Here is a 25,027-nt window from a genome sequence, read left to right on the forward strand (position 1 = left end):
GGCGGCGCCCGAGAGAATTCACATCTCGGGCGCCGCTTGTCGTGCAGGTGCTCTCGTTTCTAGTGCTCGACCGCCTTTTCCGCACCGAAGCCGGTGAGGGAGCGAACGGACATTTCGGCGGCGAGAGTCGGGCTTTCCTTGACGGTGCTCGTGACGGAACCGAGCCAGCCGAGAATGAACCCGAGCGGGATCGAAATGATTCCCGGGTTGCTGAGCGGGAAGACGGCAAAGTCGACGCTCTCACCGAACATCGACGTGGGCGTGCCGGAGAAGACCGGCGAGAGCACGATCAGCACGATCGCCGAGGTGAGTCCGCCGTACATGCTCCAGACCGCGCCGCGGGTGGTGAAACCACGCCAGAACAGGGAGTAGAGAATGGTCGGCAGGTTGGCGCTCGCCGCGACGGCGAAGGCCAGGGCCACCAGGAAGGCGATGTTCTGCCCCTGAACGCCGATACCACCGGCGATGGCGAGGATGCCGATCACAACCACCGTGCGACGGGCGACCTTGACCTCGTCATCGGGGTTTCCCTTGCCCTTCTTGATGACACTTCCGTAAATGTCATGAGCGAAGGACGTGGCCGCCGTGATCGTGATCCCGGCCACCACGGCCAGAATCGTCGCGAAGGCGATGGCGGAGATGAAGCCGAGCAGCAGCGGACCGCCGAGCGCAAGCGACAGCAGGGGAGCAGCCGAGTTCACGCCACCGGGAGCGGCCAGAATCGTTTCGCCACCCACGAGGGCCGCGGCACCGAAGCCGAGGATCAGCGTGAAGATGTAGAAACCTCCGATGAGCCAGATGGCCCAGACCACCGAGCGGCGGGCTTCCTTGGCTGTCGGCACCGTGTAGAAGCGCATCAGAACGTGCGGCAGACCGGCCGTTCCGAGCACGAGGGCGATAGCGAGGGAGATGAAGTCCAGCGGGTTGGCACCGTACTTCAGCCCCGGAGCGAGGATCGCGTCGGCGGGAACGGAGGTCGACACGGCCACGGCGCTCTCCAGCAGCGCGGACAGGTTGAATCCGTTGATCGCCATCACCCAGATGCTCATCGCAAGTGCGCCGATGATGAGCAGGAAGGCCTTGATGATCTGCACCCAGGTGGTGCCCTTCATTCCGCCGACGAGTACATAGACGATCATGAGGGCGCCGACGACGACGACGACGATCGACTGTCCGAGCTTGTCGTTGATGCCGAGGAGCAGCGACACGAGGCCGCCTGCTCCGGCCATCTGGGCCAGCAGGTAGAAGAAGCACACGGCGAGGGTTGTCGTGGCTGCTGCGACCCGAACCGGGCCCTGCTTGAGGCGGAAGGACAGCACGTCGGCCATGGTGAACTTGCCGGTGTTGCGCATGAGCTCGGCCACCAGTAGCAGGGCGACGAGCCAGGCCACGAGGAAGCCGATGGAGTACATGAAGCCGTCGTATCCGGTGACGGCAATGGCGCCCACGATTCCGAGGAAGGACGCGGCGGAGAGGTAGTCGCCGGCGATGGCGAAACCGTTCTGCGGTCCCGTGAAGGACCGGCCGCCTGTGTAGTAATCGGCCGCGCTTTTGTTGTTGCGTCCGGCGCGAATCACCACGATCAGGGTCACGCCGACGAAGGCGAGGAAGATCGAGATGTTGAGGACGGGGTTGTTCTCGACGGGCTTGACCGCCGTCACAAACGCGTGCAGGGTGCTGGCGATCATGCCTTTTCCATCCGTTCCAGGTCAGAGCGAAGGTCTTCGGTGAGGGGGTCGATCTTGCGGTTGGCGAAGGAGACGTACCACATTGTGATGCCGAAGGTGGTGACGAACTGGCCGAGTCCGAGGATCAGCCCCAGGTTGATACGGCCGTAGACCGGCGTTGCCATGAACTCCGGGAAGTACCCGGCGGCGAGCACATACGCGAAGTACCAGAGCAGAAAGAACACTGTCAGGGGCACGACGAAGTTGCGCCGGGTTTTCTGTAGTTCCTTGAACTTGGGTGTTTTCTCGTAGGCGATGTAGTCGATTTGTGACTGTGGGGTGGTGTCTTTCAACTGTTCACTCATTGGAGCCTCCTTGCTTCAGTGGTGATGGTCCGTGCGGGGGACGGGGATGGGGAAGGGGATTACTGCTGTGGTGATGTGGTGACGGGCGTGTTGGTGCGTGCGGTTTCCGTCGCCTTGTGAGCGGACCCGGAGACCGCAAGTATGAGGTCATCGAGAACGGTGGGGTCCTCGATGGTCGGTGGAACGGTGTACGGCTCGCCGTCCACGATCTGGCGAATGGTCTTGCGCAGGATCTTGCCGGATCGGGTCTTCGGGAGGCGGTCGAGGATGGTGACATCGCGGAAGGCCGCGACGGGACCCACTTTCTCTCGAACCAGGGCGACCAGCTCGCCGGCGAGCGTGTCATGGTCGATGACGGCGCCGGCCTTGAGGGTCACGAAACCTGCTGCGCGTTGGCCTTTCAGAGCATCGTGCACTCCGAGCACGGCGCATTCGGCGACGGCCGGGTGCAGGGTGAGCACCTCTTCCAGCGAGCCAGTCGACAACCGGTGGCCGGCCACGTTGATCACGTCGTCGGTTCGACCCATGATGTACAGGTAGCCGTCCTCGTCGAAGTGACCGGAGTCGCCGGTGGCGTAGTAGCCGGGGAATGCCGAGAGGTACGCGCTCTGGAATCGTTCCGGGCTGCCCCAGATTCCGAGCAGAGTCCCGGGGGGCAGGGGAAGTCGGATCGCGATGTTGCCGTCTTTGCCCACGCGCTTGACCTTATGCCCCTGTGAGTCCAAAATGTCGATTTTGTACCCCGGAACGGGTACGGTGGCCGAGCCAGGACGTGTTTCGAGCTCTTCGATCCCCAGCGGGTTGGCGCAGATCGCCCAGCCGGTTTCGGTCTGCCACCAGTGATCGATAACCGGGCAGTGCAGGCCGTCGTTGGCCCAGTGGAAGGTTTCGGGGTCGAGGCGTTCGCCGGCCAGAAACAGGCTCGTGAGGCTCGACACGTCGTATTTGACCAGTTCCGTGAGTTCGGGATCCACCCGGCGGATCGCACGCACGGCCGTCGGCGCGGTGAAGAGCACCTTGACCTTGTAGTCCTGCACGACCCGCCAGAACGCGCCGGCATCCGGGGTTCCGATGGGCTTGCCCTCGTAGATGATCGACGTGGCACCGGCCAGCAGCGGGGCGTAGACGATGTACGAGTGGCCGACGACCCAGCCGACGTCTGAGGCGGCCCAGTACACGTCGCCCGGTTCGATGTTGTAGATGTTGCGCATGGACCAGGCCAGAGCGACGGCGTGGCCGCCGTTGTCCCGCACGATTCCCTTGGGATTGCCGGTGGTGCCGGAGGTGTAGAGAATGTAGAGCGGGTCTTCCGACGCCATGCTCACGGGGTCCGCGGGGGCTGCGTTGTCTTCTTCGTCGGCCCAGTCCAGCCAGGACACGGCTTCATCGACGTAGTCCGCGGCCGATCCGGGAATCGCATCCCGGTTGCGCACGATGACCGTGTGCACCGATCCGGCGCTCAGGGCGAGCGCCTTCTGCACGAGGGGAAGATATTCCACCGCGCGGCCAGGCTCCAGGCCTCCGGAGGCCGTCACGATGATGGAGGGTCGGGCGTCGTCGATGCGCACCGCAAGTTCGTTGGCGGCGAAGCCGCCGAACACGACGGAATGGACGGCGCCGATGCGGGCGCAGGCGAGCATCGCGATAATGGCTTCGGGGATCATCGGCAGGTAGATGATGACCCGGTCTCCACTGCCGACTCCGTTGGCTCGCAGGGCGCCGGCGAATTTGGCCACCCGGCCGAGCAACTCGAGGTAGGTGAGGGAAATGCGGGTGCCGGTCATGGCTGAGTCGTAGATCAGGGCGGTCTGGGAGCCGCGGCCGGCGAGCACGTGTCGGTCGAGGGCGTTGTAGCTCGTATTGAGCCGACCGCCGGGAAACCAGGTCCAGTCGGTTGCGGAGCGTTGTTCGAGTGCGGCACGCGGAGGGGTGTTCCACTCGATGCCCTGAGCCGCTTCCATCCAGAAGTCCTCGGGGGATTCGATGCTGCGTCGCCAGGTGTCGGCGTAGGTGCCCTGTAGTGCGCCGGTCATGTGAACCTCTCCATCGAAGCGTCTCTGTATACCGAGAGTGGTTGAAGTATTGCATAAAACCCGTTGCGGTGGAATAGGATCATGGTTGTGTATACAGAAGCCGCAATGTTGGGGTCGACAGCACCCGTCACTGCCTCTCCCGGCAGTGCCTCACCCGTCCGCGCGAGCGAGCGTGCGTACCGTCAGCTGCGCGGGGAGATCCTGGACGGCGTGCTGGCACCCGGCACCGGCCTGCTCGAGGTTGAGCAGGCGGAACGTATCGGGGTCTCCCGCACACCGCTGCGGGCAGCCGTGGCCCGGTTGATCGCCGACGGCCTCGTTATGGGGCGGAACGGTCGTGGATTCGAGGTCACGGAGCTCTCGGTCGACAGCATCACCGGTCTGTATGAATTGAGGGAGGGACTGGAAGTTCACGCCGTCAGCCTGGCGGCCGAGCGCCGGGACCCCGCACCCTTCGAGAGGCTTCGGCAGAAATTCCTCACCGCTCCCGAGCTCCTCCTTCAGGGCGACGAAGGCATTCACCGCTACTACGAGCTGATTGACGACTTTGAGGCTGCCGTCGACGCCGCTGTTGCGAACCCATTCCTCTATAGTGCGCTCGAGAGTGTGCGCACACACCTCGCTCGCATCCGTCGTTTGGCCAGGGGCAATCAGGAGCGGCTTCGCGCCGCGGCCGCGGAGCACCTGCTCATCATCGATGCGATCATCGCCGGCGACACCTCGCTCGCCGCCCACGCAACTCATGTTCATCTCCACCAGAGCCTCACGAACGTCCTCGCGACGCTTGCTGAGGATGCGACCACCCCGGTCGATTAACGAAGGGATCCATCGTGCAGCTCCACCACGTTCGCGTTCATCGCAGTGAGGAAAACCTGGCCCGTGAGGACCAGCTGGCCTGGAAGATCGCCGCCTGTGCGGCTGACCCGGTTGAGGTCACAGACGACGTCACCGAGATGGTCATCAACCGCGTCATCGACAACGCTTCGGTTGCCGCGGCGTCCCTGACTCGCAAGCCTGTCACCGCCGCCCGATCGCAGGCACTTGCGCACCCTCGTTCCAATGGTGGGGAAGGCTCGACCGTCTTCGGGCTTGTCCCCGGTCGCCGCGTGTCGCCGGAATGGGCGGCCTGGGCGAACGGTGTGGCCGTTCGCGAGCTGGACTACCACGACACATTCCTGGCCGCGGAGTACTCGCACCCGGGTGACAACATTCCGCCGATCCTCGCCGTCGCCCAGCACCTCGCGACCGCCAAGGGACTCACCGGGCGAGACCTGGTGCGCGGGATCGCCGCCGGTTACGAGATTCAGATCGACCTGGTGAAGTCGATCAGCCTGCACGCGCACAAGATCGACCACGTGGCCCACCTCGGCCCGTCGGCGGCTGCCGGCATCGGCGCACTCCTCGGTCTCGACGAAGAGATCATCTTCCAGGCCGTCGGCCAGGCGCTCCACACGACGACCGCCACCCGGCAGTCACGCAAGGGCGAAATCTCCAGCTGGAAATCGCACGCTCCGGCCTTCGCCGGCAAGATGGCGGTCGAGGCCGTGGACCGTGCGTTGCGCGGCGAAACCAGCCCGACTCCCATCTATGAGGGCGAGGACGGTGTGATTGCCTGGTTGCTCGATGGACCGGGACACACCTATGACGTGTCGCTCCCCAAGCCCGGCAGCGCCAAGCGCGCCATCCTGGACAGCTACACGAAGGAACACTCGGCCGAGTACCAGGCCCAGGCGTGGATCGACCTGGCTCGTCGACTGCACCGCACCTACCCGGAGCTCGTCGATGGCACGAACATCGCCTCCGTCGTCATCCACACCAGCCACCACACGCACTACGTGATCGGCTCCGGCGCGAACGACCCGCAGAAGTACGACCCCACGGCCTCCCGCGAGACGCTTGACCACTCGATTCCGTATATCTTCACCGTTGCGCTCCAGGACGGCAGCTGGCATCACGTTGATTCCTACTCGCCGGAACGCGCCGGCCGCGCCGACACGGTGGCACTGTGGAACAGGGTGACGACGACGGAAGATAAGGAGTGGACGCGCCGCTACCACTCCCTGGATGTCACCGAGAAGGCCTTCGGCGGCCGCGTGGTCATCACGCTCACCGACGGACGCACGATCACGGACGAAATCGCGGTCGCCGACGCTCATCCGCTCGGGGCCAAGCCCTTCGGTCGCGCCGAGTACGTGAACAAGTTCCGGATGCTCGCCGCGGACGTGCTGGAGGGCCCCGAAATCGAGCGGTTCCTGGCGCTCGCCGAGCGACTGCCGGAGCTCAGCGCCGTCGACCTCGGTCAGCTGACGATCACGGCCCGCCCGGGCCTGCTGCCCACGACCGGCGCGCCGATGGGAATCTTCTAATGCTGTACTCGCGCACCTCGGCAGCCGACAAGCGCCTCGCCCTGCGGGCCGGGCTCGCCTCCGGCGTGATCCAGCGCTTTCCCGGCGCCTTCAACCCGCTGTCAGCAAAGCTCATCCAGAACAAGGGCTTCGAGGGGGTCTACATCTCTGGAGCGGTGCTGTCGGCCGACCTCGGGCTGCCCGATATCGGGCTCACCACGCTCACCGAGGTGGCGGGCCGCAGCCAGCAGATCGCGCGGATGACAGAACTGCCGTCGATCGTCGACGCCGACACGGGATTCGGCGAGCCGATGAATGTGGCGCGCACGATCCAGACCCTCGAGGATGCGGGACTGGCCGGCATGCACATCGAGGATCAGGTCAACCCCAAGCGGTGCGGGCACCTGGACGGCAAGCAGGTCGTCGACGACGACACGGCGATCAAACGCATTCGCGCGGCCGTGGATGCCCGGCGTGACCCGAACTTCCTCATCATGGCGCGCACGGACATGCGCGCGGTCGACGGACTGGATGCGGCTCTTGACCGCGCGAAAAGACTGGCCGACGCCGGAGCCGACGCCATCTTCCCCGAGGCGATGGGAAGCCTGGCCGAGTTTGAGGCCATGCGCACTGCCGTCGATGTGCCTTTGCTGGCGAATATGACGGAGTTCGGCAAGGGTGAGCTCTACACGGTCGACCAGCTCGCGAACGTGGGCATGAACATGGTCATCTTCCCGGTATCGCTCCTCCGCCTCGCGATGGGATCGGCCGATCGGGGGCTCGACTCGATTCGTGAGCACGGTACTCTCGAGCCGATGCTCGGTGAGATGCAGCACCGATCCGACCTCTACGAGCTGTTGGATTATTCGGAGTACAGCCAATTCGACTCCGGCATCTTCGACTTCACCCTCAATCCGCACATCACATCCAAGGTCTGAAGGAGCGACATGACTATGACTGAGCCGCAATCCCCGCCCGCCGCCGCGCCGGAACCCACGATCTTCAAGGGACTTGCCGGGGTGGTGGTCGACAGGACCGCCGTGTCCAAGGTCAACCCGGACACCAACTCGCTGCTCTACCGCGGCTACCCCGTGCAGGAGCTCGCCGCGAGGTGCAACTTCGAGGAGGTCGCATACCTGCTCTGGCACGGCGAACTTCCCACCGAGGCGGAACTGGCCGCCTTCGAAATACTCGAACGCAGCCTGCGTCACCTGGACCCGGCAGTGCGGCGGGTCATCGACGAGCTGCCGCTCACCTCACACCCGATGGACGTCGTGCGCACCGCCGTCAGCGTGATTGGAGCGAGCGATCCCTCCACGGCCGATGAGTCGCCGGAGGCCGACCTTTCCAAGGCGATCCGACTGTTCGCCCAGCTGCCCGCGATCGTCGCCTACGACCAGCGCCGTCGTCACGGTCTCGATCTGGTCGAGCCGCGCGACGACCTGGGCTATTCGGCCAATTTCCTGCGGATGACCTTCGGCGAGGTGCCGGAACTCGTGGTCGTCAACGCGTTCGACGTGTCGATGATTCTCTATGCCGAGCACTCCTTCAACGCCTCGACATTCACCGCCCGCGTCATCACGTCGACCCTCGCGGACCTCTACTCGGCCGTCACCGGAGCGATCGGCGCGCTCAAGGGCGCCCTGCACGGCGGGGCGAACGAAGCCGTGATGCACACCTTCACCGAGATTGGTCTCGGTGCTGGTGCCGGGGTCCGTGCGAAGGCGTGGCTCGATCAGGCACTCGTTGACAAGCGCAAGATCATGGGCTTCGGTCACCGCGTGTACAAGCGTGGTGACTCCCGCGTTCCCACCATGCGGGCGGCCTTGCTGACGCTCATCGAGCACTATGACGCTCCCGAGATGCTCGACATGTACGTGTCCCTCGAGGCGGCCATGACCGAGAAGAAGGCGATCCTGCCGAACCTGGACTATCCGTCCGGGCCGGCGTATCACCTCATGGGCTTCGACACGCTGAGCTTCACTCCGCTGTTCGTGGCGGCGCGCGTGACCGGGTGGACCGCCCACATCATCGAGCAACGCGCGGCAAACGCACTGATTCGACCGTTGTCGGTCTACAACGGTCAGGATGAGCGCCACGTTCCCGACCGAGAACAGTTGGTCTGAGACGCTCGGCGGGCGGAGGGAGTCGCTGCACGCAAAAGTCAGGCGGCTAAAATTTAGTTCATGACTTACCACGCAGCGACCCCCGACCCCGCCACCTCTGCTTCGACGGTGTGCGCATGAGCGTCCATCTCGTCGGCGGTGGCCTCGCACCCGAACACCACGCGAGTGTCTACGGAGCGTTCTTCGCCGAGACGGCGGCGCGGGCAACAGCATCCGGTCGAACCGACCCCCGCATCGCGATCATCGCGGTGCGGGCCGGAGATGGCGCCGAACACGCAGCCGTCTTGCGAACCGCTCTCGAGGTGACCGGGGCGATCGAATCGGTCGTCACCGTGCTCACCCCGGGCGAGCGTGCGACGAACCTCGCCGTCGCGGATGTCGACGGCATTCTCATCGGCGGCGGTGTGACCCCCGCCTACCTCGCGGCCGTTGTGCCGATCGCCGGTGAAATCCGTCGTCAGGTTTCTGCGGGCATCCCCTACCTCGGGTTTTCGGCCGGGGCGATGATCGCCGCCGAGCGCGCCATAGTCGGCGGCTGGCGTATCGGGGGCGTCGAAGTCAGCCCGCAGGATGCTTCCGAAGACCTCGATGAGATCACGATCGAGCAGGGCATCGGCCTGCTCGACGTGACGGTGGACGTGCACGCGGCCCAGTGGGGAACTCTCTCACGACTGATCTCGGCCACCGAAGCCGGCCTGATCGAAGGCGGTCTCGCGATCGATGAGAACACGGCGCTCATCGTCGGTGAAGGAGCGCTGGGGGTGGTCGGTGCTGGCAGCGTCTGGCGTGTGAGCCAGGCCGAGGGCGGCGTGCTCGTGAGCACCTTTGGTGCCTAGCCTCCGCGAGCAGCTTGACCCCGGATGGACGGTGGCGCTCTCACCGGTCTTCGACGAGCTGAGCCGGATCGAAAGTTTTCTTGACCGGGAGACCCTGGAGGGGCGCACGTGGCAGCCGGCGCCGCAGAATGTTTTGCGCGCCTTTCGGGACCCGTTCGAGAACGTGCGCGTGCTGATCGTCGGTCAGGACCCCTACCCCACTCCGGGGTATCCGATCGGGTTGTCCTTCGCGGTCGCCCCTCAGGTACGCCCGGTGCCACGGAGCCTGGTCAATATATATACGGAGCTACGCTCCGATCTTGGGGTGGCTGCGCCGGAGCATGGCGACCTCACGAACTGGTCTCGCGCCGGAGTCCTCCTGCTGAACCGGGTTCTCACCGTGCAGGCAGGGGCCGCGGGTTCGCACCGCCGCCACGGCTGGGAAGCGGTGACAGATCAGGCCATTCGCGCGCTCGTCGCCCGCCCCGGTCCGCTCGTCGCGATTCTGTGGGGCAAGGACGCCGGCAGCCTCACCCCACTGCTCGGGGACACTCCGATCATCGAGTCGCCGCACCCGAGCCCGTTGTCGGCGCGCCGCGGATTCTTCGGATCCCGCCCGTTCAGCCGGGCCAATGAGCTCCTCGCGCGACAGGGTGCTGCGCCGGTGGACTGGTCGCTCGGGTAATCTGGTGGAGAGTCGGGGAAAGGTCGTGCGTGGTGCTGGAAGAGGAATACGAACGTCGACGGCGGTTGCCGAGGCACCTGCGGCCGGAAGCAGCGCCGGAGAATCCGTTCACGTATTCCATGCGTGAGGCGAGGGTCACCGATCTGCCGACATTCGGGAGATCTACAACTACTACGTCGCGAACAGCACGGTCACCTTTGATGAAGACGCGATGACCCTGCCGGAATGGCGGGACAAATTTTATTACCTGAGCAAGCACGGTATGCCCTTCATCGTGGCCGAATCCCCGGCCGGGCAGATCCTGGGTTATGCGCTCGTCGCTCCCTGGAAGCAGAAACGCGCCTTCCGGTTCACCGTTGAGAACTCCATTTACCTCGGCGCGGCATCGACCGGCAAGGGGCTTGGTCGGCAGCTACTCGCAGAATTGATCGCCCGGTCCAAGGCGGCCGGATTGAAAGAAATCATTGCGGTCATTGCGGATCAGGGTGCGGATGCGTCCATCAAGCTGCACCGTGACTTCGGCTTCGAAGAAATCGGCCGAATGGGCAAGGTCGGATTCAAGTTCGAGCGCTGGCTCGGCACCGTCCTGATGCAGAAAAGCCTCAAGTAGCACCGCTTCAGCGCAGTCGCCCGGCCACGGTGAGCACGGTACGGCGGGGCGACAGGATCGCCGCCCGGGCGAGAACGGCGTTCAGGGCGCCCACAATGACCTGGGGTGGTGTTGACGATCGATCGAGTGCGGCGAATGTGCTCGCCATCACCTGATCCACTGTCAGATGACGGTCTGTCGACTGATGGTTGCCGGCGACCGCAGAGAATTCGGTGTCGACGTAACCCGGGCACACGGCAATGACCTTGAGCCCGCTCGTGCCGGTCTCGTACCAGAGTGCTTCCGTGAAGCTCAGCACATAGGCCTTGCTCGCGGCGTAGACCGACATGTGCGGCACCGGCTGAAATGCCGCGGTGCTGGCCAGGTTCACGAGTGCGGCGGCGTTCGGATGCAGGGTGGCCGTGGAGATGAGATCAGGCAAGAGGGCGTGAGTCAGCCGCGTCAGGGCGAGAATATTCAGGGTGATCTGTTCGGCCTGCCGGTCGGCGTCGGCGTCGACGAAGTTTCCGATCGTACCGAACCCCGCACTGTTGACGAGAGTGCCCACGGTCACGTTGCGGGACGTCAGGTCGGCCACCAACTCCGGCACGGCATCCGGCGCGGTGAGGTCGAGAGGAATGACGGTCGATACGGTGCCGTATTTCTCGGCCAGGTCCACGGCGAGCGCTTCGAGCCGGTCCTGCCGTCGGGCGACGAGCACCAGATCTGCGCCGCGTTGGGCGAGTTGATGCGCGTAGCCGACTCCGAGGCCGCTCGAGGCCCCGGTGACGAGCGCGGTGGTTCCCATCGGGTTGTACAGTGAGCGTCTCATGGGATAACGCTACCGGCAAAGCTAGGCTCGCAGCATGGCCGAACCACACGAACTCACCGCGCTCGAGCAATGGCAGGCGCTGCAGAGCGGCGAGCTGACTCCGTCCGAACTCGCGGAACACTACCTGGATCGCATCGATGCGCTGGACCCGGCACTCGGAGCTTTCGTCACGGTCACCGCCGAGCGCGCGAGGGCTCGGGCGCGGTATGTGGAACAGAACGTGCCCCGCACCGCGCCCCTCTGGGGGCTGCCCTTTGCCGATAAGGACCTGCAGCTGCGGGAGGGCGTGCCCGCTCGCTTCGGCTCCCGCCTGATGCGGGACTTCGTACCGGAGCAATCCGACGACCTCGTGCTCGCCCTCGATGAGGCCGGGGGAGTGAGCCTCGGTAAAACGAGCACGCCCGAATTCGGGCTTCCCTCGTACACGGAGGGTCTGGCGGGGCCTCCCGCGCGCAATCCGTGGAATCCCGAGCTGGGTGCGGGCGGATCCAGTGGCGGAGCAGCGGTGGCCGTCGCGGCGCGCCTGCTCCCTTTTGCGCCGGGGTCTGACGGCGGCGGATCGGTGCGGATCCCCGCCGCGGCGTGCGGCCTGGTGGGCGTCAAACCGTCACGAGGACGCATTCCGGCCGCATCGGGCATCGACAAACTCGGCGGCCTGCCGGTGGCCGGTCCACTCGCCCGTACGGTGGCGGATGCCGCCCTGCTGCTTGACGCGATGGTCACGCCGAGCGGGAATCGCCCCGATCATCACTTCGCCCTGCGGGCCCCCGACAACGGCGGCCCGCTGCTGGCCCAGGCTGTGCGGGGGGAGGGCCGTTTTCAGCTCGGAGCCATGACGTCGTCAGCGTGGGACGATGACTACGACATCCGCCTCGCGCCGGAGGCCCTGAGCGCCCTCGAGATGGCCAAACGTCAACTCGATGTGCTCGGTCACGGCCTTGAGGACCTGGCGCTCGAACCCGACCCGAGCTATGTTCCGGCTTTTCGCACCATCTGGCAGGCGGGGGCGGCGAGTATCCCGGCCGAGGGCGACCAGCAGGAGGAACTGCTCGACCCACTCACCCGGTGGCTGATGAATCGTGGGCGTGCCCTGTCGGCCAGAGACCTGGCCGAGGCGCTCGCGGCGCTGAGCGCCTTCGAGCGTTCGTTCATTCGCCAGCTGTCGCGTTTCGACGCGGTGCTGACCCCGGCGCTCGCACTCACGCCGCGTCCGGTCGGCTGGTACGACGCGGTGGATCCGGAGCGCAATTTCGCCCAGCAGGTTCAGTACACGCCGTTCACCTCGATGGTCAACGTCAGTGGCCTGCCGGCCATCGTCTTGCCGGTTTCACACACGATGGAGGGTCTGCCGATGGGGGTCCAGCTCATCGGAAGACCGGGTGGTGAGGCAACGATTCTCGCCCTCGGCGCCCAGCTCGAACGGCACTTCCGATGGCAGGACAGAGTGCCCCCTGAACCGTGGTTGGGCTTATAGCACTCGGCCCAGATCGAGCCATATCAAGAGGCCGATAAATGTGCCAATTCACAGAAAACTCAGATTTCTGCGATACTTGAGGACTGAAATCGCCTGTACACAGGGCTTCGAACTTAAGGAAACCAATGACGGATCAGTCTTTCCAGTTAATGGCGATTATTTTGTACCTCGCCGGCATGGTTGCGATCGGATGGTTTGCCTTCCGGCAGACCAAGGATCTCGACGACTTTATGCTCGCAGGCCGTGGCCTCAAGCCGGGCACTGCGGCGCTCAGCGCCGGCGCCTCCGACATGTCCGGATGGCTGCTTCTCGGCCTCCCCGGCGCGATCTACGTGTCGGGGCTGGTGGAGGCCTGGATCGCCATCGGCCTCACCATCGGCGCCTGGCTGAACTGGAAGTTCGTGGCCCCGCGGCTGCGCTCGTACACCCAGATATCCAACAACTCCATCACGATCCCGAGCTTCTTCGAGAACAGGCTCAAGGACTCGTCGCGTCTGCTGCGCGTGGTCTCCGGCCTGATCATCCTGGTGTTCTTCACGTTCTATGTGTCGTCCGGCATGGTCGCCGGCGGCGTATTCTTTGAGGAATCCTTCGGCTCCACCTTCCTGGTCGGCATGCTGATCGTCGCCGGTGTCACCCTGCTGTACACGCTGTTCGGTGGCTTCCTCGGCGCTACCCTCACTGACGTCGCCCAGGGCATCCTCATGCTGGTCGCGCTGATCGCTGTTCCGTTGGTGGCCCTCAATGCCACAGGCGGGGTCACCGCCACCCTGGACTCCATCCGCGAGGTGGATCCGAACTTGCTGTCGCTGACCGCTGGTGGAACCGTTCTGGGGATCATCTCGGCTGCGGCGTGGGGACTGGGTTACGTCGGCCAGCCGCACATCATTGTGCGGTTCATGGCCCTGCGCACACCGCAGGATGCCAAAGCCGGGCGCCGGATCGGCATCGGGTGGATGATCATCACTGCGCTCGGTGCAGTCGCGACCGCGCTCATCGGCATCGCCTACTTCCAACAGAACCCCGAGTTGACTCTGGGCAACCCGGAAACGGTCTTCCTGCTGCTCTCGCAGACGCTGTTCCACCCCTTTATCGCCGGACTGGTTTTGGCCGCGGTTCTTGCCGCCATCATGAGCACGATCTCCTCGCAGCTCATCGTCTGTTCCTCGGCCCTCGTGGAGGACCTCTATAAGATCGTCGGCAAGAAGGACGCCTCGCCCAAGCAGATGGTCATGCTCGGCCGTCTCGGTGTGCTTCTCGTGGCCCTTGTCGCCGGACTGATCGCCCTGAACCGCGACTCGACAATCCTGGAACTGGTCGGGTTCGCCTGGGCCGGATTCGGTGCTGCCTTTGGCCCTGTGGTTCTTCTCTCGCTGTACTGGAAGAAGCTGTCCACGTGGGGCACGCTGGCATCCATGATCACGGGTGCCGTCGTCGTCTTCATCTGGGGTAACTCCCCGCTGAGCGCGACCCTGTACGAGATTGTGCCTGGATTCGCGGCAAGCCTGCTTGTTGCCGTCGTGGTTTCGCTCGCGACGTACAAGCCCTCCGCTGAAATCGACGCCGAGTTCGACGCCGCTGTGGAACAGTCTCATGCCAATTACAAGGCTCCGCAGAAGGCTTCGGTCTAACCCCGAACGCTCACGCGGCACAACAATAACGGCACCTGCGCCGGCCTCACGGCCGACCCGGGTGCCGTTGTTGTTGTTCTACGTCCGCTCAGTGGTGTGCCGGGCGGGACGGCCACCAGAAACGGTCACCGGTGATGAAGACCAGGGCCGGCACGAGCACGGTGCGCACCACGAGGGTGTCGAGCAGCACGCCGATGCAGACGATCACTCCGATCTGGGTGAGGGCCACCACTGGCAGCACTCCGAGCACAGCGAAGACGGCCGCGATCAGAATGCCTGCACTCGTGATCACCGCTCCGGTCGAACTCAGGCCTCGTACCATGCCGTCCGCCGTGCCGTGTCGGATGCTTTCCTGTCGGGCACGCGTGGTGAGAAAGATGTTGTAGTCCACGCCGAGGGCGACGAGGAACAGGAAAGCGAACAGGACCACATTGGTGTTGAAGGCGGGAAAGCCGAGCAGGTTCTGAAAGATCCAGTTCGAGGCGCCGAGGCTGGCGAAGAAGGTGCCGAGCACCGTGAGGATCAGCAGCACCGGCGCCACGAGTGACCGCAGCAGCAGGGCAAGGATCGTGAAGACGATGGCCAGAATCATGGGGATGATCAGATCCTGGTCGCGCTGGGCAAGCGTCTTCGTGTCGAACGCGGTCGCATCGCTTCCGCCCACGAGGCTCTCCGACGTCGGGCCTTCAGCATCCGCGAGCGCCGTCCGCAGCGCGGCGATCGCGGCGAATGTCGTATCGCTGCCGGGCTCGCTGTCGAGTGACACATTCAACCGGGTGAGGCCGTTCGCGCTCTCGCTCGGCTGCACGGCACCGACGCCGTCCACCGAGGCGATAATGCGCGCTGCCTGGTCGGATGCCGCATCGGGCGTGAGCACAACGGTCTGGCTGGTCAGCCCGGCGGAGAACGACTCGTCCACGATCGCCTGCGCGAGCACGGACTCCGGCTTGCCCAGCAGTTGGTCGGCCTGCGAGAGGCCTACGCTCGCCCCCACGAGCCCGAGACTCAGCGCAGCGATGCCGAGGGAGGCGATGATGGCGATGGGGACCGGACGGCGTTGCACTCCGCGGCCGAGCCTGGCCCACGCCCCGGTGGGTTCGGCGTTCGGGTTGGCGTCCGGGCGCACCCGGGGGATGAAGGGCCAGAAGAGCCCACGGCCGCAGACGACGAGGGCGGCCGGAAGCACCAGGAGGGCGAAGAGAATCGCGATCACAACGCCGATCGCGCAGGCGATTCCGAGGGCGCTGTTGCCCGAAAGCTCAGCGAAGACCAGGGTGAGCAGGCTGAGGGCCACGGTGCCGCCGCTCGCAGCGATGGCGGGGCCGGCGCTCCGCACGGCCGTGAACATGGCGTCGTTGCGGCTCGGAGTGTGGAGCAACTCCTCCCGATAGCGGGCCACCAGGAGCAGGGCATAGTTGGTTCCCGCACCGAAGACGAGCACGGACAGGATTCCTGAAATCGAAGCGTCCAGCCGGAAGCCGAGCGGCTCGGCGAGGGCACCGGCCACGACACCGGCGAGGGCGTCGGCCGCACCCACCACGACGAGTGGCACGATCCACAGCACGGGGCTGCGGTAGGTCACGATCAGCAGTACCGCGACCACGATCACGGTGACCAACAAGAGCCGAAAGTCGGCCCCGGCGAAGGCGTTGCTGATGTCAGCCTGGAATCCTACGGGGCCGGTGACATAGGCGGTCAGCCCCGTAGGCAGGGCGGTCGACGCGACCGAGCGGATGTCGGTGGCCGTTTGGGTGATGTCGGCCGTCACACCGCTCGACTCGAGTGGCACCACGCTGAGTGCGGCCTGGCCGTCATCGCTGAACCGGGGGACCGTCGCGGGCGGGGCTGTGGATTGCAGGCCGAGGGCCTCGGCGTTTGCCGTGATGGCGGCGGAATCCGCCGCGGTCAGGGCGTCCCCGCCTCGGCTCCACACCACGATGGCGGATGTGGCCTTCGCCGACGGGAAATCCGCGAGCAGGGCATCGACCTGGGCGGCCTGGCTCGAATCGGGCAGCCCGGTGGTGGGGAAATCATCGCCGGAGGCGCTCGGCAGAAGACTGAACAGCAGCCCGACGGCGACAGCGGTGGCGGCGAGCACCAGCCACGCGGTTCGACGTCCGGATACAAATCGTGCAATCGCTCTCACGGCATCTCCCACTCAGTCTCTGATGGCCGTGATCCAGCTTATTGCTCACCCGGCGAGGAGGAAACCTTAAATTGAGTAATTCAAAACAAGTGCTAGGCTCGGAATATGTCCGAAACCCGCTCTCCTCGTGTGAGCGACGCGGTCCGCGCGTTCTCGCCGGGGGGCGATCTCGCGGACAGCATTCGCGGCGCCGCGCTCAAGGTCACCGAGCCGAGACTGGCCGTGCTCGGCGCCCTGACACACACGCCCCACGTCAGCGCGGAGACGTTGTTCTCCCTCGTCAAGGTGCAGCTGCCGGGTACGTCGCTGCAGGCCGTGTATGGAATACTCGCCGCTTTCGGTAACGCCGGGCTGATACGCAAGATCGAGCCGGCAGGATCCGCGGCCCTGTTCGAACGACGGGTGGGCGATAACCATCACCACATCGTCTGCACCCGCTGCAGTGCCGTGCACGATGTCGACTGCGCGGTCGGCTCCGCGCCGTGTCTCGTGCCGGAGAACACGTCGGGCTTCGTCATCCACTCGGCCGAGGTCACGTACTGGGGTCTTTGCCCTGCCTGCCAAACGGAGCTCGCCGCTCACTGAGCCCTCGTTCCCCCGTTCCCTTTCCGCTACAACTCACCCCTCGACACAACACTCAGGAGACTCATGACCACCGAGCCCACCACCACCCAGTCGGGAACCCCCGTCGCGAGCGACGAACATTCCCTCACGGTCGGTCCCAACGGCGTCACCGCCCTGCATGACCGCTACCTGGTCGAGAAGCTCGCGCAGTTCAACCGCGAGCGCATCCCGGAGCGCATCGTGCACGCCAAGGGCGGCGGAGCCACGGGCAGTTCGTCGTCACCGGAGACGTCTCGATGTATACGCGGGCCGCTGTGTTCCAGCCGGGCACGACAACCGACACCCTGCAGCGTTTCTCGAGCGTTGCCGGCGAACAGGGCAGCCCCGACACCTGGCGCGACGTTCGTGGCTTCTCGGTGAAGTTCTACACGACAGAGGGTAACTACGACATCGTCGGGAACAATACCCCGGTGTTCTTCATCCGGGACGGCATCAAGTTCCCCGACTTCATTCACTCCCAGAAGCGCCTTCCCGGTTCCGGCCTGCGCGACGCGACCATGCAGTGGGATTTCTGGACGCTGTCCCCGGAGTCCGCTCACCAGGTGACCTATCTCATGGGTGACCGCGGCCTGCCGCTGTCCTGGCGCACGATGCCCGGCTACGGTTCACACACCTACCAGTGGATCAATGCCGCCGGCGAGCGTTTCTGGGTGAAGTACCACTTCACGTCGAACCAGGGCAATATCGAGATGGACGGTGCCGAGGCCGAGCTGATCGCCGGCGCCGACGCCGATTACTACCGTCGCGACCTGCACGACGCGATCGAAGCGGGAAACTTCCCGTCCTGGGACGTCTCGGTGCAGGTCATGCCGTACGAGCAGGGCAAGACGTACCGGTTCAACCCCTTCGATGTGACCAAGGTCTGGCCGCACTCCGACTTCCCGCTGATCCCCGTCGGAACCCACACGCTCAACCGCAACCCGGAGAACTTCTTCGCGGAGATCGAGCAGGCGGCACTGTCCCCCGCGAACATGGTTCCCGGAATCGCAGCGAGCCCGGACAAGATGCTCATGGCGCGCATTTTCTCCTACCCGGACGCTCAGCGCTACCGCATCGGAACCAACTTCAACCAGATTCCGGTCAACGCCCCGAAGGCTCCGGTCAACAACTATTCCCAGGACGGTGCGGCACGCCACGGGTTCAACCCGGCGAGCGCGCCGAACTACGCTCCGAACTCCCTCGGTGGCCCGGTCGCCGATCCTGCCGCGGCCGGCGAGGGCAGTTGGGAGAATGACGGTTCGCTCCTGCAGTCCGCAGCCACGCTGCGCAGCGAGGACAGCGACTTCGGTCAGGCCGGATCACTGTATCGCGAGGTCTTCGACGACGCGGCCAAGGCTCGTTTTCTGGACACCATCACCGGTGCCGTCAGCGGCGTGACCCGCCCCGAGGTCACCGAACGGGCCATCTGGTACTGGACGAGCGTTGACGCCGAACTCGGAGCCAGCCTGCGCCGCAATCTTGCGGCCCTGGCCGAGGCGGAGCCGGTCAGCGCGAACTAGCGCCCCGGCACGATGAACCACAGAACGCCCGGTCTCAGGAGACCGGGCGTTCTGTGGTTCATCGGCGCAGGTAGCCGCCTTTTTCGAGGCCGGCCTCGATCTCGTAACGGTTCGTCAGGGGGTTACGTCCGGCCAGGCCGTAGAGCACGGGAAAGAGCATGCCGTAACGCTGCCACTGCCGTTTGTGCACGGCCTCGTGTTCCAGCACATCCGCTGACACGTTTTGTTTTGTCAGGTAGCAGCCGCCCACACACGAGCCGCCGCGACCGAACGTCCACGCGGGCATGCCGCGAAAGACCAGCAGGCCGCTCCGGCGTTCGACGCGGCCGGTGCTCCACAGAGAACCCCAGATCGTGCCGACCAGCGTGGCATACGCGTAGCCGGCCCGGCTGATCGGCGAGTCGAAGAGAAGGCGGCGCATGCGGACTACGCTTGCTCGCTGCCGGGGCGTCCGTACTGTTCGAGCAGGCGCAGCCAGACCTCGCTGAGGGTCGGATAGCTCGGCACGGCATGCCACAGGCGACTGATCGGCACCTCGCCGACGACGGCGATGGTGGCGGAGTGCACAAGCTCGGCCACGTCCTGGCCGACAAAGGTCGCTCCGATGACGACCTCTCGGTCGAGATCGACGATCATTCGAGCGCGTCCCGTGTAGTGGTCCGCGAGGGTGCTTGCCCCGCCCAGCGCGGCCAGATCGTAATCGAGGATGCGCACGCGGTAACCGGCCTTCACAGCGCCGGCGGCCGTGAGGCCCACCGAGGCCACCTCCGGATCGGTGAACGTGACCTGGGGAACAGCGGCGTGGTCGGCCGTGGCCACGTGAGCTCCCCAGGGCTGATCATGGATGGGGCCTCCCGCGGCACGTGCCACGATCACGTCGCCAGCGGCACGTGCCTGATATTTGCCCTGGTGCGTGAGCAGCGCCCGCTTGTTCACATCGCCCGTGGCGTAGAGCCAGCTGCCCGACAGGGCGGGGGATTCCCCCTGCACGAGCAGGGTGTCATCGACGGTCAACCAGTCGCCGGGTTCGAGACCGACGGTATCGATTCCGAGATCATGGGTGACGGCCACGCGCCCGGCCGCGACGAGCACCTCGTTCGCTTCGACCGTGCCCCCGTCGTCGAGGGTCAACTCCACGTCACCGGACGCCGTGCGAGTCGCCCGGGTGGTGGCGGTGTCGAGCAGAACCGTCGCGCCGTTCCCTTCGAGTGCCGCTGTCACCATCGTTCCGGCAAAGGGCTCCTGCCCGCTGAGCACCGAGCCACGGGCGATCATGGTGACCTTCGAGCCGAGCGACACGTATGCCGTCGCCATCTCGGTGGCCACGGTACCGCCGCCGATGATGGCGAGGCGGGCCGGAATGCTCTGCGCGGATGTCGCCTCGCGGCTCGTCCACGGCGTCACACCGCTGAGCCCGGGGATATCGGGAAGGAGCGCAGCGGATCCGGTGCTGAGAACGACGGCGTGGGTGGCCGTGAGCACCGTCACGGAACCGTCTTCCGCAGTCACCGTCACCTCACGAATTCCGCTCAGGCGACCGTGGCCGCGCACGAGACCGATGCCGGCACCGTCAAGCCAGCGCGCCTGCCCGGCATCCGACCAGTTGCTTGCGATGGCATCCCGCCTCGACAGGACGGCGGCGACGTCGACGGACGCCGTGCCGCTGTCAGGGGCGCGAACGGTCACCCGCTCGGCGGCACCGGGAACCCGGAGCGCTGCGGCCAGTGCCGCTCCGCTGCGCAGCAGAACCTTGGACGGCATGCAGGCCCAGTAGGAGCATTCGCCGCCGACCAGCGCATTCTCGACAATCACGGTGCGAAGACCGCCTTGACTGGTGCGGTCGGCCACGTTCTCACCGACGGCGCCGCCGCCGATCACGATGACGTCGTAGGTGGTCGCGGGCGTTGTATGCGTCATCATGGCAAAAGCCTACCCGCACACGTGAGGGGAACGTCGATCAGCAATCCGGCGATCCGACGGTTATCGGCCCTCGAAGACGGCAGGGGTGCGAGTGCGAAAAGATTCCATGCCGGTGCGGGCATCTTTGGTCACGGCGAGCCGGGCGAGTGCTGGCTGCAGTTCGGCCTCGGCCGCAGCATCTCCGTGACGCACCGCCGTGCGCGCGTTCGCGAGCGTCGCCTGCACCGCGAGGGGAGCCTGGTCGCCAATCCGCTGCGCGAGAGCCAGTGCGCGATCGAACTGGGTACCATCCGGAACGATCTCCTGAATGAGACCGACGCGGAGCGCCTCTGCGGCATCGAAGGTATCGCCGGTCAGGAGCCAGCGCATGGCATTGCCCCAGCCGATTGCGCGCGGGAGCCGGATCGTCGCGCCGCCGAATGGCAGGATGCCGCGGGACACCTCGATCTGGCCGAACCTCGTGGACTCGGCGGCCACGGCGATGTCGCTGGCGAGGATGAGTTCGATCCCGAGCGTCAGACAGGTGCCCTGCACGGCCATGACCACGGGTTTGGAGAGGGCCGTGCCGTCCACCTGCCACGGGTTGATGCCCCCCTCCGGCACCATGTCGAGGCCTTCCGGGCCGAAGCGGGGCCCGACGTCGGCGAGGTCGAGCCCCGCGGTGAAATGGTCGCCGACGGCATGCACGAGTCCGACGCGCAGCTGGGGGTCACGCTCCAGCTCACCGTAGGCGAGCGCCAGCTGCTGCAGCATTGCAAAATCGGCGGCGTTGCGCTTCTCCGGGCGGTTGAAGCCGATGAGGAGCACGTGACCGCGCCGCTCGGTGATGATTCTCTGCACGGTGTTCTCGGTCATGGGGCCTCCATTGGCGTGTGCATGCTGGGGTCTGGGTGACGCAGCGTATCTGAGACTGACTCCCTCGGCCGCTCGGCCGCTCGGCCGCTCGGCCACTCAACGGGTCAGCGGGTCAGCGAGCCGATGATACGCAGGATGCTGGGCAAATCGTCCGTCGCGTCGGCGGGGGAGATCGGTGAGAAGCCGACGATGCTGGCCCCGACCACGGTGAACTCTGCGCGCAAGGCGGCCACGGCGCTCGTGAGGGCGGGCACGCTGAGGCCGAACGGAACCAGCTCGGCGAGCCCTCTCACCGCGGAGGGATCGAGTACGTCGAGTGCGATGTGCACGTAGATGTTGGTGGCGCCGGTGGCGCGCACCATGGCAACGAGAGACTCGGGCGTGCCCATGTCGTCCACGGACACGCTTCGAATTGAGCGGTTGGTGATGACCTCCGCCTCAGCGGGGTCGAGGTCTCGTGAACCGGCGAGCACGATCTTGTCAAAGGGAATCCGGCTCGCCTCGTCGAGAGCGACGTCCGGATGGCCTTCACCGGCGATCGCGCGCAGCACCATTCCGCAGAATCCACCGGACGGTGACGTGTCCGGGGTGTGCAGTTCCGGATGAGCACTGAACCACACAAGCGCGACGTCTCCGGGATGGTGCCGACTCGCGTGTTCGACCGATGCGAGCGAGACGCCGCAATCGCCGCCGATGGTGAATGCCCAATCCGTGACCAGGCCCAGTACGGCGGCCTGACGTTGGCGCACGGTCTGCAGCGAGGAGAAGCGGTGAATGCCGGTGTCGAGCGCGTCACCGGCCTCGACGGGAACCTCGACCTCGCGCGTCGCCGACGCGGGCAGGTCGCCTTGAATGGCCGTCGCCCCGTCTACGAGGCGCATGGCGCGTGGAGAAACTGAACCCTGCCATTGTGGAACTACAACGAAAGTGGGAGCCATATCTTCAGTATGGCCCGACGAGCGGTCTGACGCGAAACCGCGAATGCTCAGTTACATGTCCCGGTAGCGGATCGCCTCGGCGAGGGCGTTTCGCAGGCCGAAGAGATCCAGACTGGCGCCGTAGCCGGGTGTGTCGCGCTGAATGCGCCACCCCTCCTCGAGCGGACCGATGTCGAGTGCGTCGAAGCCGAAAACGTCAATGAGTGAGGCCACGACTTCCCGGGCCGAGGGGTCATGACCGGCGACGATCAGCGCTCGGCGCTCGGGTGAACCGGCGTCTCGGTTGTCTGCGGTGAGGTCGGCGGCGACGACATGATTGAACGCTTTCACGACCCGGGATTCGGGCAGATGCGCCTGCAGGAGCTCGGAAACCGTACTCGTCTCGTTGTCGAGCGCCTCCATGTGCCCGTCACGCTGCGGGTAGTAGTTGTTCGTGTCGATCACGATCTTGCCGACGAGTTCGTCAACGGGCAGGCTGCTGAGTGCGGTGAGCGGGATCGACACGATCACGATATCGCCGGCACAGGCGGCTTCCTTCGGCGTCGCCGCGCGTGCGTTGTCGCCGAGCTCCGCCACGAGCCCAGTCAGAGTTTCCGGTCCGCGGGAATTGCTCACCACGACCCGGTAGCCATTGCGCACGGCGAGGCGGGCCACTTGGCTGCCGAGGTGTCCGGCACCGATGAGTCCGAGAGTTGTCATAGTGGCATCAAATCACGGTTTCGGTGCCGGCGGTCCGGTCAGACGCCGAGCGCGGGGTTCGATCCGGCTTTGAGGGCGGCCAGGCGGGCGTCGACCTCGGAGAGCTCGCCGAGGTCGTCGAGGCTCTCGAACTGGGCGTCGAGGCTGGATGCGGCGAGTTCCTGAGCTCCGCGCACGCGCGCCTCTTCGCGTCGGATCTTGTCCTCGAACCGGCTGACCTCGCTCGTCGGATCCATCAGATCGATGCTCTTGACGGCGTCCATCACCTGCTGCCGGGCCTGAGCGGTTTTCGCGCGGGCGATCAGTTCGTCGCGCTTGCTCGAGAGCTGCTGGAGCTTGTCCTTCATGGCATTGAGGCCGCTCTTCAGCTGCTCGACAACGGCCGTCTGGGCAACGATCTGCGGCTCGGCCTGTTTTGCTTCCTTCTCGCTCGCCAGCTGGCGCCCCAGGGCCACCTTGGCGAGGTTGTCGAACGTGTCGGCGTCGGCCGGATTGCCGCTCGTGCGCAGCTGGTCCGCCTTGCGGCTCGCCGCGAGCGCCTTGCTGCCCCATTCCTGGGCGGCCTCGACGTCTTCCCTATAGTCGTCTTCGAGGAGGCGAAGGTTGCCGATGGTCTCCGCGATGGCGCTCTCGGCGTCCGCGATACTGTTCGTGAAGTCACGCACCATTTGGTCGAGCATCACCTGAGGGTCCTCCGCTGAGTCCAGCAGGGAATTGATGTTGGCCTTGGCCAGCTGGGAAATGCGGCCAAAGATGGACTGTTTCACCACGTCGTGGTCCTTTCGAAAGCTTCAGTGAGGTCAGCAGAGCACCTGCTCGAGGCGAGCATACGACTCGTCTGGGGTCCAGTCTAGGAACCCCGTCTGAACAGGCGCCGAGGCGGCGCGCCCGCCTCAGGTTGCCCTGTGTTACGCGTGGCCTCGCCACCGGCGCCGTGCGCATCCACAATGGAGACAGTAGCGAAACCCCAACGGATGCGGAGGCGACCGATATGACACAGCTCACGACACAGATGTTCGCCCCCCGTCTCGTCGTCATCGAGGTGACCGGCGCTCGCCCCGACCGCCCCGAATACCACGCCAAGGTGCAGGTGCTCAACGGCCGCGTGGTCGCCGACGGAGTCAGTGCCGGCTGGAACGTCACCCGCATCGCCGCGGCGGACACGACGCCCGACGAGCTCCTGTGGGACACGAGGCACGCAGACGCGATCGTGATCGTCGGCGGCGAAGACATCACCCCGAGCTTCTACGGCGCCGAGACCGGCTACGAAGGAGAAACCGCGCACTTCTCGGCGGCCGACGAAGGCCAGATCGCGGTCGTGCGCCGTGCGCTCGCCTCGGGAACGCCCCTGCTTGGAATCTGCCGTGGGCTGCAGATCATCAATGTGGCCCTCGGCGGATCTCTCGTGCAGCACATCGACGAGGGCATTCATAAGAACGAGGGCGTGCCGATCGACGAGGTGCTCTCGACGCATGCGGTGACCCTCACCGAGACCAGTGGCCTGGCCCTCGGCCTTGGCGACACCGAAATTCTCGTGCAGAGCGCCCACCACCAGAGCGTCGGCCGGCTCGGCACTGGGCTGGTCGCGGCCGCCGTGGCACCCGATGGGCTCATCGAGGCCCTCGAACACCGCACCGCGCCCATCACAGGAGTGCAGTGGCACCCCGAAGCGCCCGCCGCCCCGCACGACCAGCTGCCCCGGCTGCTGGCGTCCCTGCGTGGACACGTCGAGTCGAGCGTTCCCGACCGACTGCTCGTCGCGGCCTGAGCCCGCCGCCGTAGGC

The 25,027-nt window shown here is 65.6% G+C and carries 22 protein-coding genes and 2 pseudogenes; 13 read left to right on the forward strand and 11 right to left on the reverse strand.

Features of this window, described 5'->3' with window-relative positions; all coding sequences use genetic code 11:
- Positions 1–59: 59 nt before the first annotated feature.
- From JF66_RS01765 to JF66_RS01775, 3 genes are read right to left on the reverse strand one after another with little or no spacing between them, the layout of a single operon-like run.
- On the reverse strand, positions 60–1,688 hold the full coding sequence (locus tag JF66_RS01765) for a cation acetate symporter (protein WP_051972999.1): 1,629 nt from the start codon (positions 1,686–1,688) through the stop codon (positions 60–62).
- On the reverse strand, positions 1,685–2,032 hold the full coding sequence (locus JF66_RS01770; protein WP_035874197.1) for a DUF485 domain-containing protein: 348 nt from the start codon (positions 2,030–2,032) through the stop codon (positions 1,685–1,687). Before JF66_RS01770 ends, JF66_RS01765 begins: the two co-directional genes overlap by 4 nt.
- Positions 2,033–2,091: 59 nt before the next feature.
- Positions 2,092–4,065 (reverse strand): AMP-binding protein, encoded by a 1,974-nt coding sequence (locus JF66_RS01775; protein WP_081882072.1) that lies wholly within the window; start codon positions 4,063–4,065, stop codon positions 2,092–2,094.
- An 81-nt stretch (positions 4,066–4,146) separates the two neighbouring features.
- On the opposite strand from JF66_RS01775, the gene JF66_RS01780 reads away from it, so the two are divergent.
- From JF66_RS01780 to JF66_RS01810, 7 genes and pseudogenes are all read left to right on the forward strand, one after another.
- The gene (locus JF66_RS01780; protein ID WP_369797933.1) at positions 4,147–4,881 is read left to right on the forward strand and encodes a GntR family transcriptional regulator; all 735 of its coding nucleotides are present in this window, start codon (positions 4,147–4,149) and stop codon (positions 4,879–4,881) included.
- 11 nt (positions 4,882–4,892) lie between these two features.
- A complete protein-coding gene (locus tag JF66_RS01785) occupies positions 4,893–6,431 on the forward strand; it encodes an MmgE/PrpD family protein (protein WP_156109611.1) in 1,539 nt (512 codons plus the stop codon).
- Complete coding sequence (gene prpB, locus JF66_RS01790) at positions 6,431–7,348, forward strand: methylisocitrate lyase (RefSeq protein WP_035874202.1); 918 nt, start codon at positions 6,431–6,433, stop codon at positions 7,346–7,348. The genes JF66_RS01785 and prpB overlap by 1 nt, the downstream gene beginning before the upstream one ends.
- A 9-nt stretch (positions 7,349–7,357) precedes the next feature.
- Positions 7,358–8,536: a bifunctional 2-methylcitrate synthase/citrate synthase gene (locus JF66_RS01795; RefSeq protein ID WP_231556256.1), complete on the forward strand. Its 1,179-nt coding sequence runs from the start codon at positions 7,358–7,360 to the stop codon at positions 8,534–8,536.
- A 116-nt stretch (positions 8,537–8,652) separates the two neighbouring features.
- The gene (locus JF66_RS01800) at positions 8,653–9,372 is read left to right on the forward strand and encodes a Type 1 glutamine amidotransferase-like domain-containing protein (protein WP_035874205.1); all 720 of its coding nucleotides are present in this window, start codon (positions 8,653–8,655) and stop codon (positions 9,370–9,372) included.
- Positions 9,365–10,036 (forward strand): uracil-DNA glycosylase, encoded by a 672-nt coding sequence (locus JF66_RS01805; RefSeq protein WP_156109612.1) that lies wholly within the window; start codon positions 9,365–9,367, stop codon positions 10,034–10,036. The genes JF66_RS01800 and JF66_RS01805 overlap by 8 nt, the downstream gene beginning before the upstream one ends.
- 32 nt (positions 10,037–10,068) lie before the next feature.
- Positions 10,069–10,646, forward strand: a pseudogene (locus JF66_RS01810) (N-acetyltransferase family protein).
- 7 nt (positions 10,647–10,653) lie between these two features.
- On the opposite strand, the gene JF66_RS01815 reads toward JF66_RS01810, so the two are convergent.
- Positions 10,654–11,457 (reverse strand): SDR family oxidoreductase, encoded by an 804-nt coding sequence (locus JF66_RS01815; protein ID WP_035874211.1) that lies wholly within the window; start codon positions 11,455–11,457, stop codon positions 10,654–10,656.
- Between the two features lie 34 nt (positions 11,458–11,491).
- Here JF66_RS01815 and JF66_RS01820 point away from each other — a divergent pair, with 34 nt between their 5' ends.
- Both JF66_RS01820 and putP read left to right on the forward strand, forming a co-directional pair.
- Positions 11,492–12,931, forward strand: coding sequence for an amidase (locus JF66_RS01820; RefSeq protein WP_035874214.1), 1,440 nt, complete (start codon positions 11,492–11,494; stop codon positions 12,929–12,931).
- 125 nt (positions 12,932–13,056) lie between these two features.
- Entirely contained in the window at positions 13,057–14,562 is a 1,506-nt protein-coding gene (gene putP / locus JF66_RS01825) for a sodium/proline symporter PutP (RefSeq protein WP_051973003.1), read from the forward strand.
- 88 nt (positions 14,563–14,650) lie between these two features.
- On the opposite strand, the gene JF66_RS01830 is transcribed toward putP, so the two are convergent.
- On the reverse strand, positions 14,651–16,708 hold the full coding sequence (locus tag JF66_RS01830; RefSeq protein WP_035874362.1) for an MMPL family transporter: 2,058 nt from the start codon (positions 16,706–16,708) through the stop codon (positions 14,651–14,653).
- Between the two features lie 105 nt (positions 16,709–16,813).
- Here JF66_RS01830 and JF66_RS01835 point away from each other — a divergent pair, with 105 nt between their 5' ends.
- The 3 genes and pseudogenes from JF66_RS01835 to JF66_RS25195 all read left to right on the forward strand — a co-directional run bounded on the left by JF66_RS01835 (position 16,814) and on the right by JF66_RS25195 (position 18,831).
- The gene (locus JF66_RS01835; RefSeq protein ID WP_081882073.1) at positions 16,814–17,293 is read left to right on the forward strand and encodes a Fur family transcriptional regulator; all 480 of its coding nucleotides are present in this window, start codon (positions 16,814–16,816) and stop codon (positions 17,291–17,293) included.
- A 63-nt stretch (positions 17,294–17,356) separates the two neighbouring features.
- Positions 17,357–18,456, forward strand: a pseudogene (locus JF66_RS01840) (catalase); the annotation flags it as partial.
- Positions 18,457–18,633: 177 nt separating this feature from the next.
- Entirely contained in the window at positions 18,634–18,831 is a 198-nt protein-coding gene (locus JF66_RS25195; RefSeq protein ID WP_369797935.1) for a catalase-related domain-containing protein, read from the forward strand.
- Positions 18,832–18,889: 58 nt separating this feature from the next.
- Here the strand turns inward: JF66_RS25195 and JF66_RS01845 are convergent, their stop codons facing one another.
- From JF66_RS01845 to JF66_RS01870, 6 genes are all read right to left on the reverse strand, one after another.
- The gene (locus JF66_RS01845) at positions 18,890–19,252 is read right to left on the reverse strand and encodes a hypothetical protein (protein ID WP_035874216.1); all 363 of its coding nucleotides are present in this window, start codon (positions 19,250–19,252) and stop codon (positions 18,890–18,892) included.
- Positions 19,253–19,257: 5 nt separating this feature from the next.
- Positions 19,258–20,751 (reverse strand): NAD(P)/FAD-dependent oxidoreductase, encoded by a 1,494-nt coding sequence (locus JF66_RS01850; protein WP_051973004.1) that lies wholly within the window; start codon positions 20,749–20,751, stop codon positions 19,258–19,260.
- A gap of 60 nt (positions 20,752–20,811) precedes the next feature.
- Positions 20,812–21,606, reverse strand: coding sequence for a crotonase/enoyl-CoA hydratase family protein (locus tag JF66_RS01855; protein ID WP_035874219.1), 795 nt, complete (start codon positions 21,604–21,606; stop codon positions 20,812–20,814).
- Positions 21,607–21,710: 104 nt separating this feature from the next.
- Positions 21,711–22,487 carry an arginase family protein gene (locus tag JF66_RS01860; RefSeq protein ID WP_231556257.1) on the reverse strand — a complete coding sequence of 259 codons (777 nt, stop codon included), beginning with the start codon at positions 22,485–22,487 and terminating at the stop codon, positions 21,711–21,713.
- 108 nt (positions 22,488–22,595) lie between these two features.
- The gene (locus tag JF66_RS01865; RefSeq protein WP_035874225.1) at positions 22,596–23,243 is read right to left on the reverse strand and encodes an NADPH-dependent F420 reductase; all 648 of its coding nucleotides are present in this window, start codon (positions 23,241–23,243) and stop codon (positions 22,596–22,598) included.
- 38 nt (positions 23,244–23,281) lie between these two features.
- Positions 23,282–24,013 carry a PspA/IM30 family protein gene (locus tag JF66_RS01870; RefSeq protein ID WP_035874228.1) on the reverse strand — a complete coding sequence of 244 codons (732 nt, stop codon included), beginning with the start codon at positions 24,011–24,013 and terminating at the stop codon, positions 23,282–23,284.
- Between the two features lie 221 nt (positions 24,014–24,234).
- Here JF66_RS01870 and JF66_RS01875 point away from each other — a divergent pair, with 221 nt between their 5' ends.
- Positions 24,235–25,011, forward strand: coding sequence for a gamma-glutamyl-gamma-aminobutyrate hydrolase family protein (locus tag JF66_RS01875; RefSeq protein ID WP_231556258.1), 777 nt, complete (start codon positions 24,235–24,237; stop codon positions 25,009–25,011).
- Positions 25,012–25,027 lie beyond the last annotated feature (16 nt).

It is taken from the genome of Cryobacterium sp. MLB-32, assembly GCF_000738085.1.
In the GTDB taxonomy this organism is placed as follows: Bacteria; Actinomycetota; Actinomycetes; order Actinomycetales; family Microbacteriaceae; genus Cryobacterium.

What these genes read in the sequence shown, in the direction of transcription:
- JF66_RS01765 (WP_051972999.1), bottom strand. Translation starts at nt 1,688, where the DNA reads ATGATCGCCAGCACCCTGCACGCGTTTGTGACGGCGGTCAAGCCCGTC.
- JF66_RS01770 (WP_035874197.1), bottom strand. Translation starts at nt 2,032, where the DNA reads ATGAGTGAACAGTTGAAAGACACCACCCCACAGTCACAAATCGACTAC.
- JF66_RS01775 (WP_081882072.1), bottom strand. Translation starts at nt 4,065, where the DNA reads ATGACCGGCGCACTACAGGGCACCTACGCCGACACCTGGCGACGCAGC.
- JF66_RS01780 (WP_369797933.1), top strand. Translation starts at nt 4,147, where the DNA reads ATGGTTGTGTATACAGAAGCCGCAATGTTGGGGTCGACAGCACCCGTC.
- prpB (WP_035874202.1), top strand. Translation starts at nt 6,431, where the DNA reads ATGCTGTACTCGCGCACCTCGGCAGCCGACAAGCGCCTCGCCCTGCGG.
- JF66_RS01795 (WP_231556256.1), top strand. Translation starts at nt 7,358, where the DNA reads ATGACTATGACTGAGCCGCAATCCCCGCCCGCCGCCGCGCCGGAACCC.
- JF66_RS01800 (WP_035874205.1), top strand. Translation starts at nt 8,653, where the DNA reads ATGAGCGTCCATCTCGTCGGCGGTGGCCTCGCACCCGAACACCACGCG.
- JF66_RS01815 (WP_035874211.1), bottom strand. Translation starts at nt 11,457, where the DNA reads ATGAGACGCTCACTGTACAACCCGATGGGAACCACCGCGCTCGTCACC.
- JF66_RS01820 (WP_035874214.1), top strand. Translation starts at nt 11,492, where the DNA reads ATGGCCGAACCACACGAACTCACCGCGCTCGAGCAATGGCAGGCGCTG.
- putP (WP_051973003.1), top strand. Translation starts at nt 13,057, where the DNA reads ATGACGGATCAGTCTTTCCAGTTAATGGCGATTATTTTGTACCTCGCC.
- JF66_RS01835 (WP_081882073.1), top strand. Translation starts at nt 16,814, where the DNA reads ATGTCCGAAACCCGCTCTCCTCGTGTGAGCGACGCGGTCCGCGCGTTC.
- JF66_RS01845 (WP_035874216.1), bottom strand. Translation starts at nt 19,252, where the DNA reads ATGCGCCGCCTTCTCTTCGACTCGCCGATCAGCCGGGCCGGCTACGCG.
- JF66_RS01850 (WP_051973004.1), bottom strand. Translation starts at nt 20,751, where the DNA reads ATGATGACGCATACAACGCCCGCGACCACCTACGACGTCATCGTGATC.
- JF66_RS01855 (WP_035874219.1), bottom strand. Translation starts at nt 21,606, where the DNA reads ATGACCGAGAACACCGTGCAGAGAATCATCACCGAGCGGCGCGGTCAC.
- JF66_RS01860 (WP_231556257.1), bottom strand. Translation starts at nt 22,487, where the DNA reads ATGCGCCTCGTAGACGGGGCGACGGCCATTCAAGGCGACCTGCCCGCG.
- JF66_RS01865 (WP_035874225.1), bottom strand. Translation starts at nt 23,243, where the DNA reads ATGACAACTCTCGGACTCATCGGTGCCGGACACCTCGGCAGCCAAGTG.
- JF66_RS01875 (WP_231556258.1), top strand. Translation starts at nt 24,235, where the DNA reads ATGACACAGCTCACGACACAGATGTTCGCCCCCCGTCTCGTCGTCATC.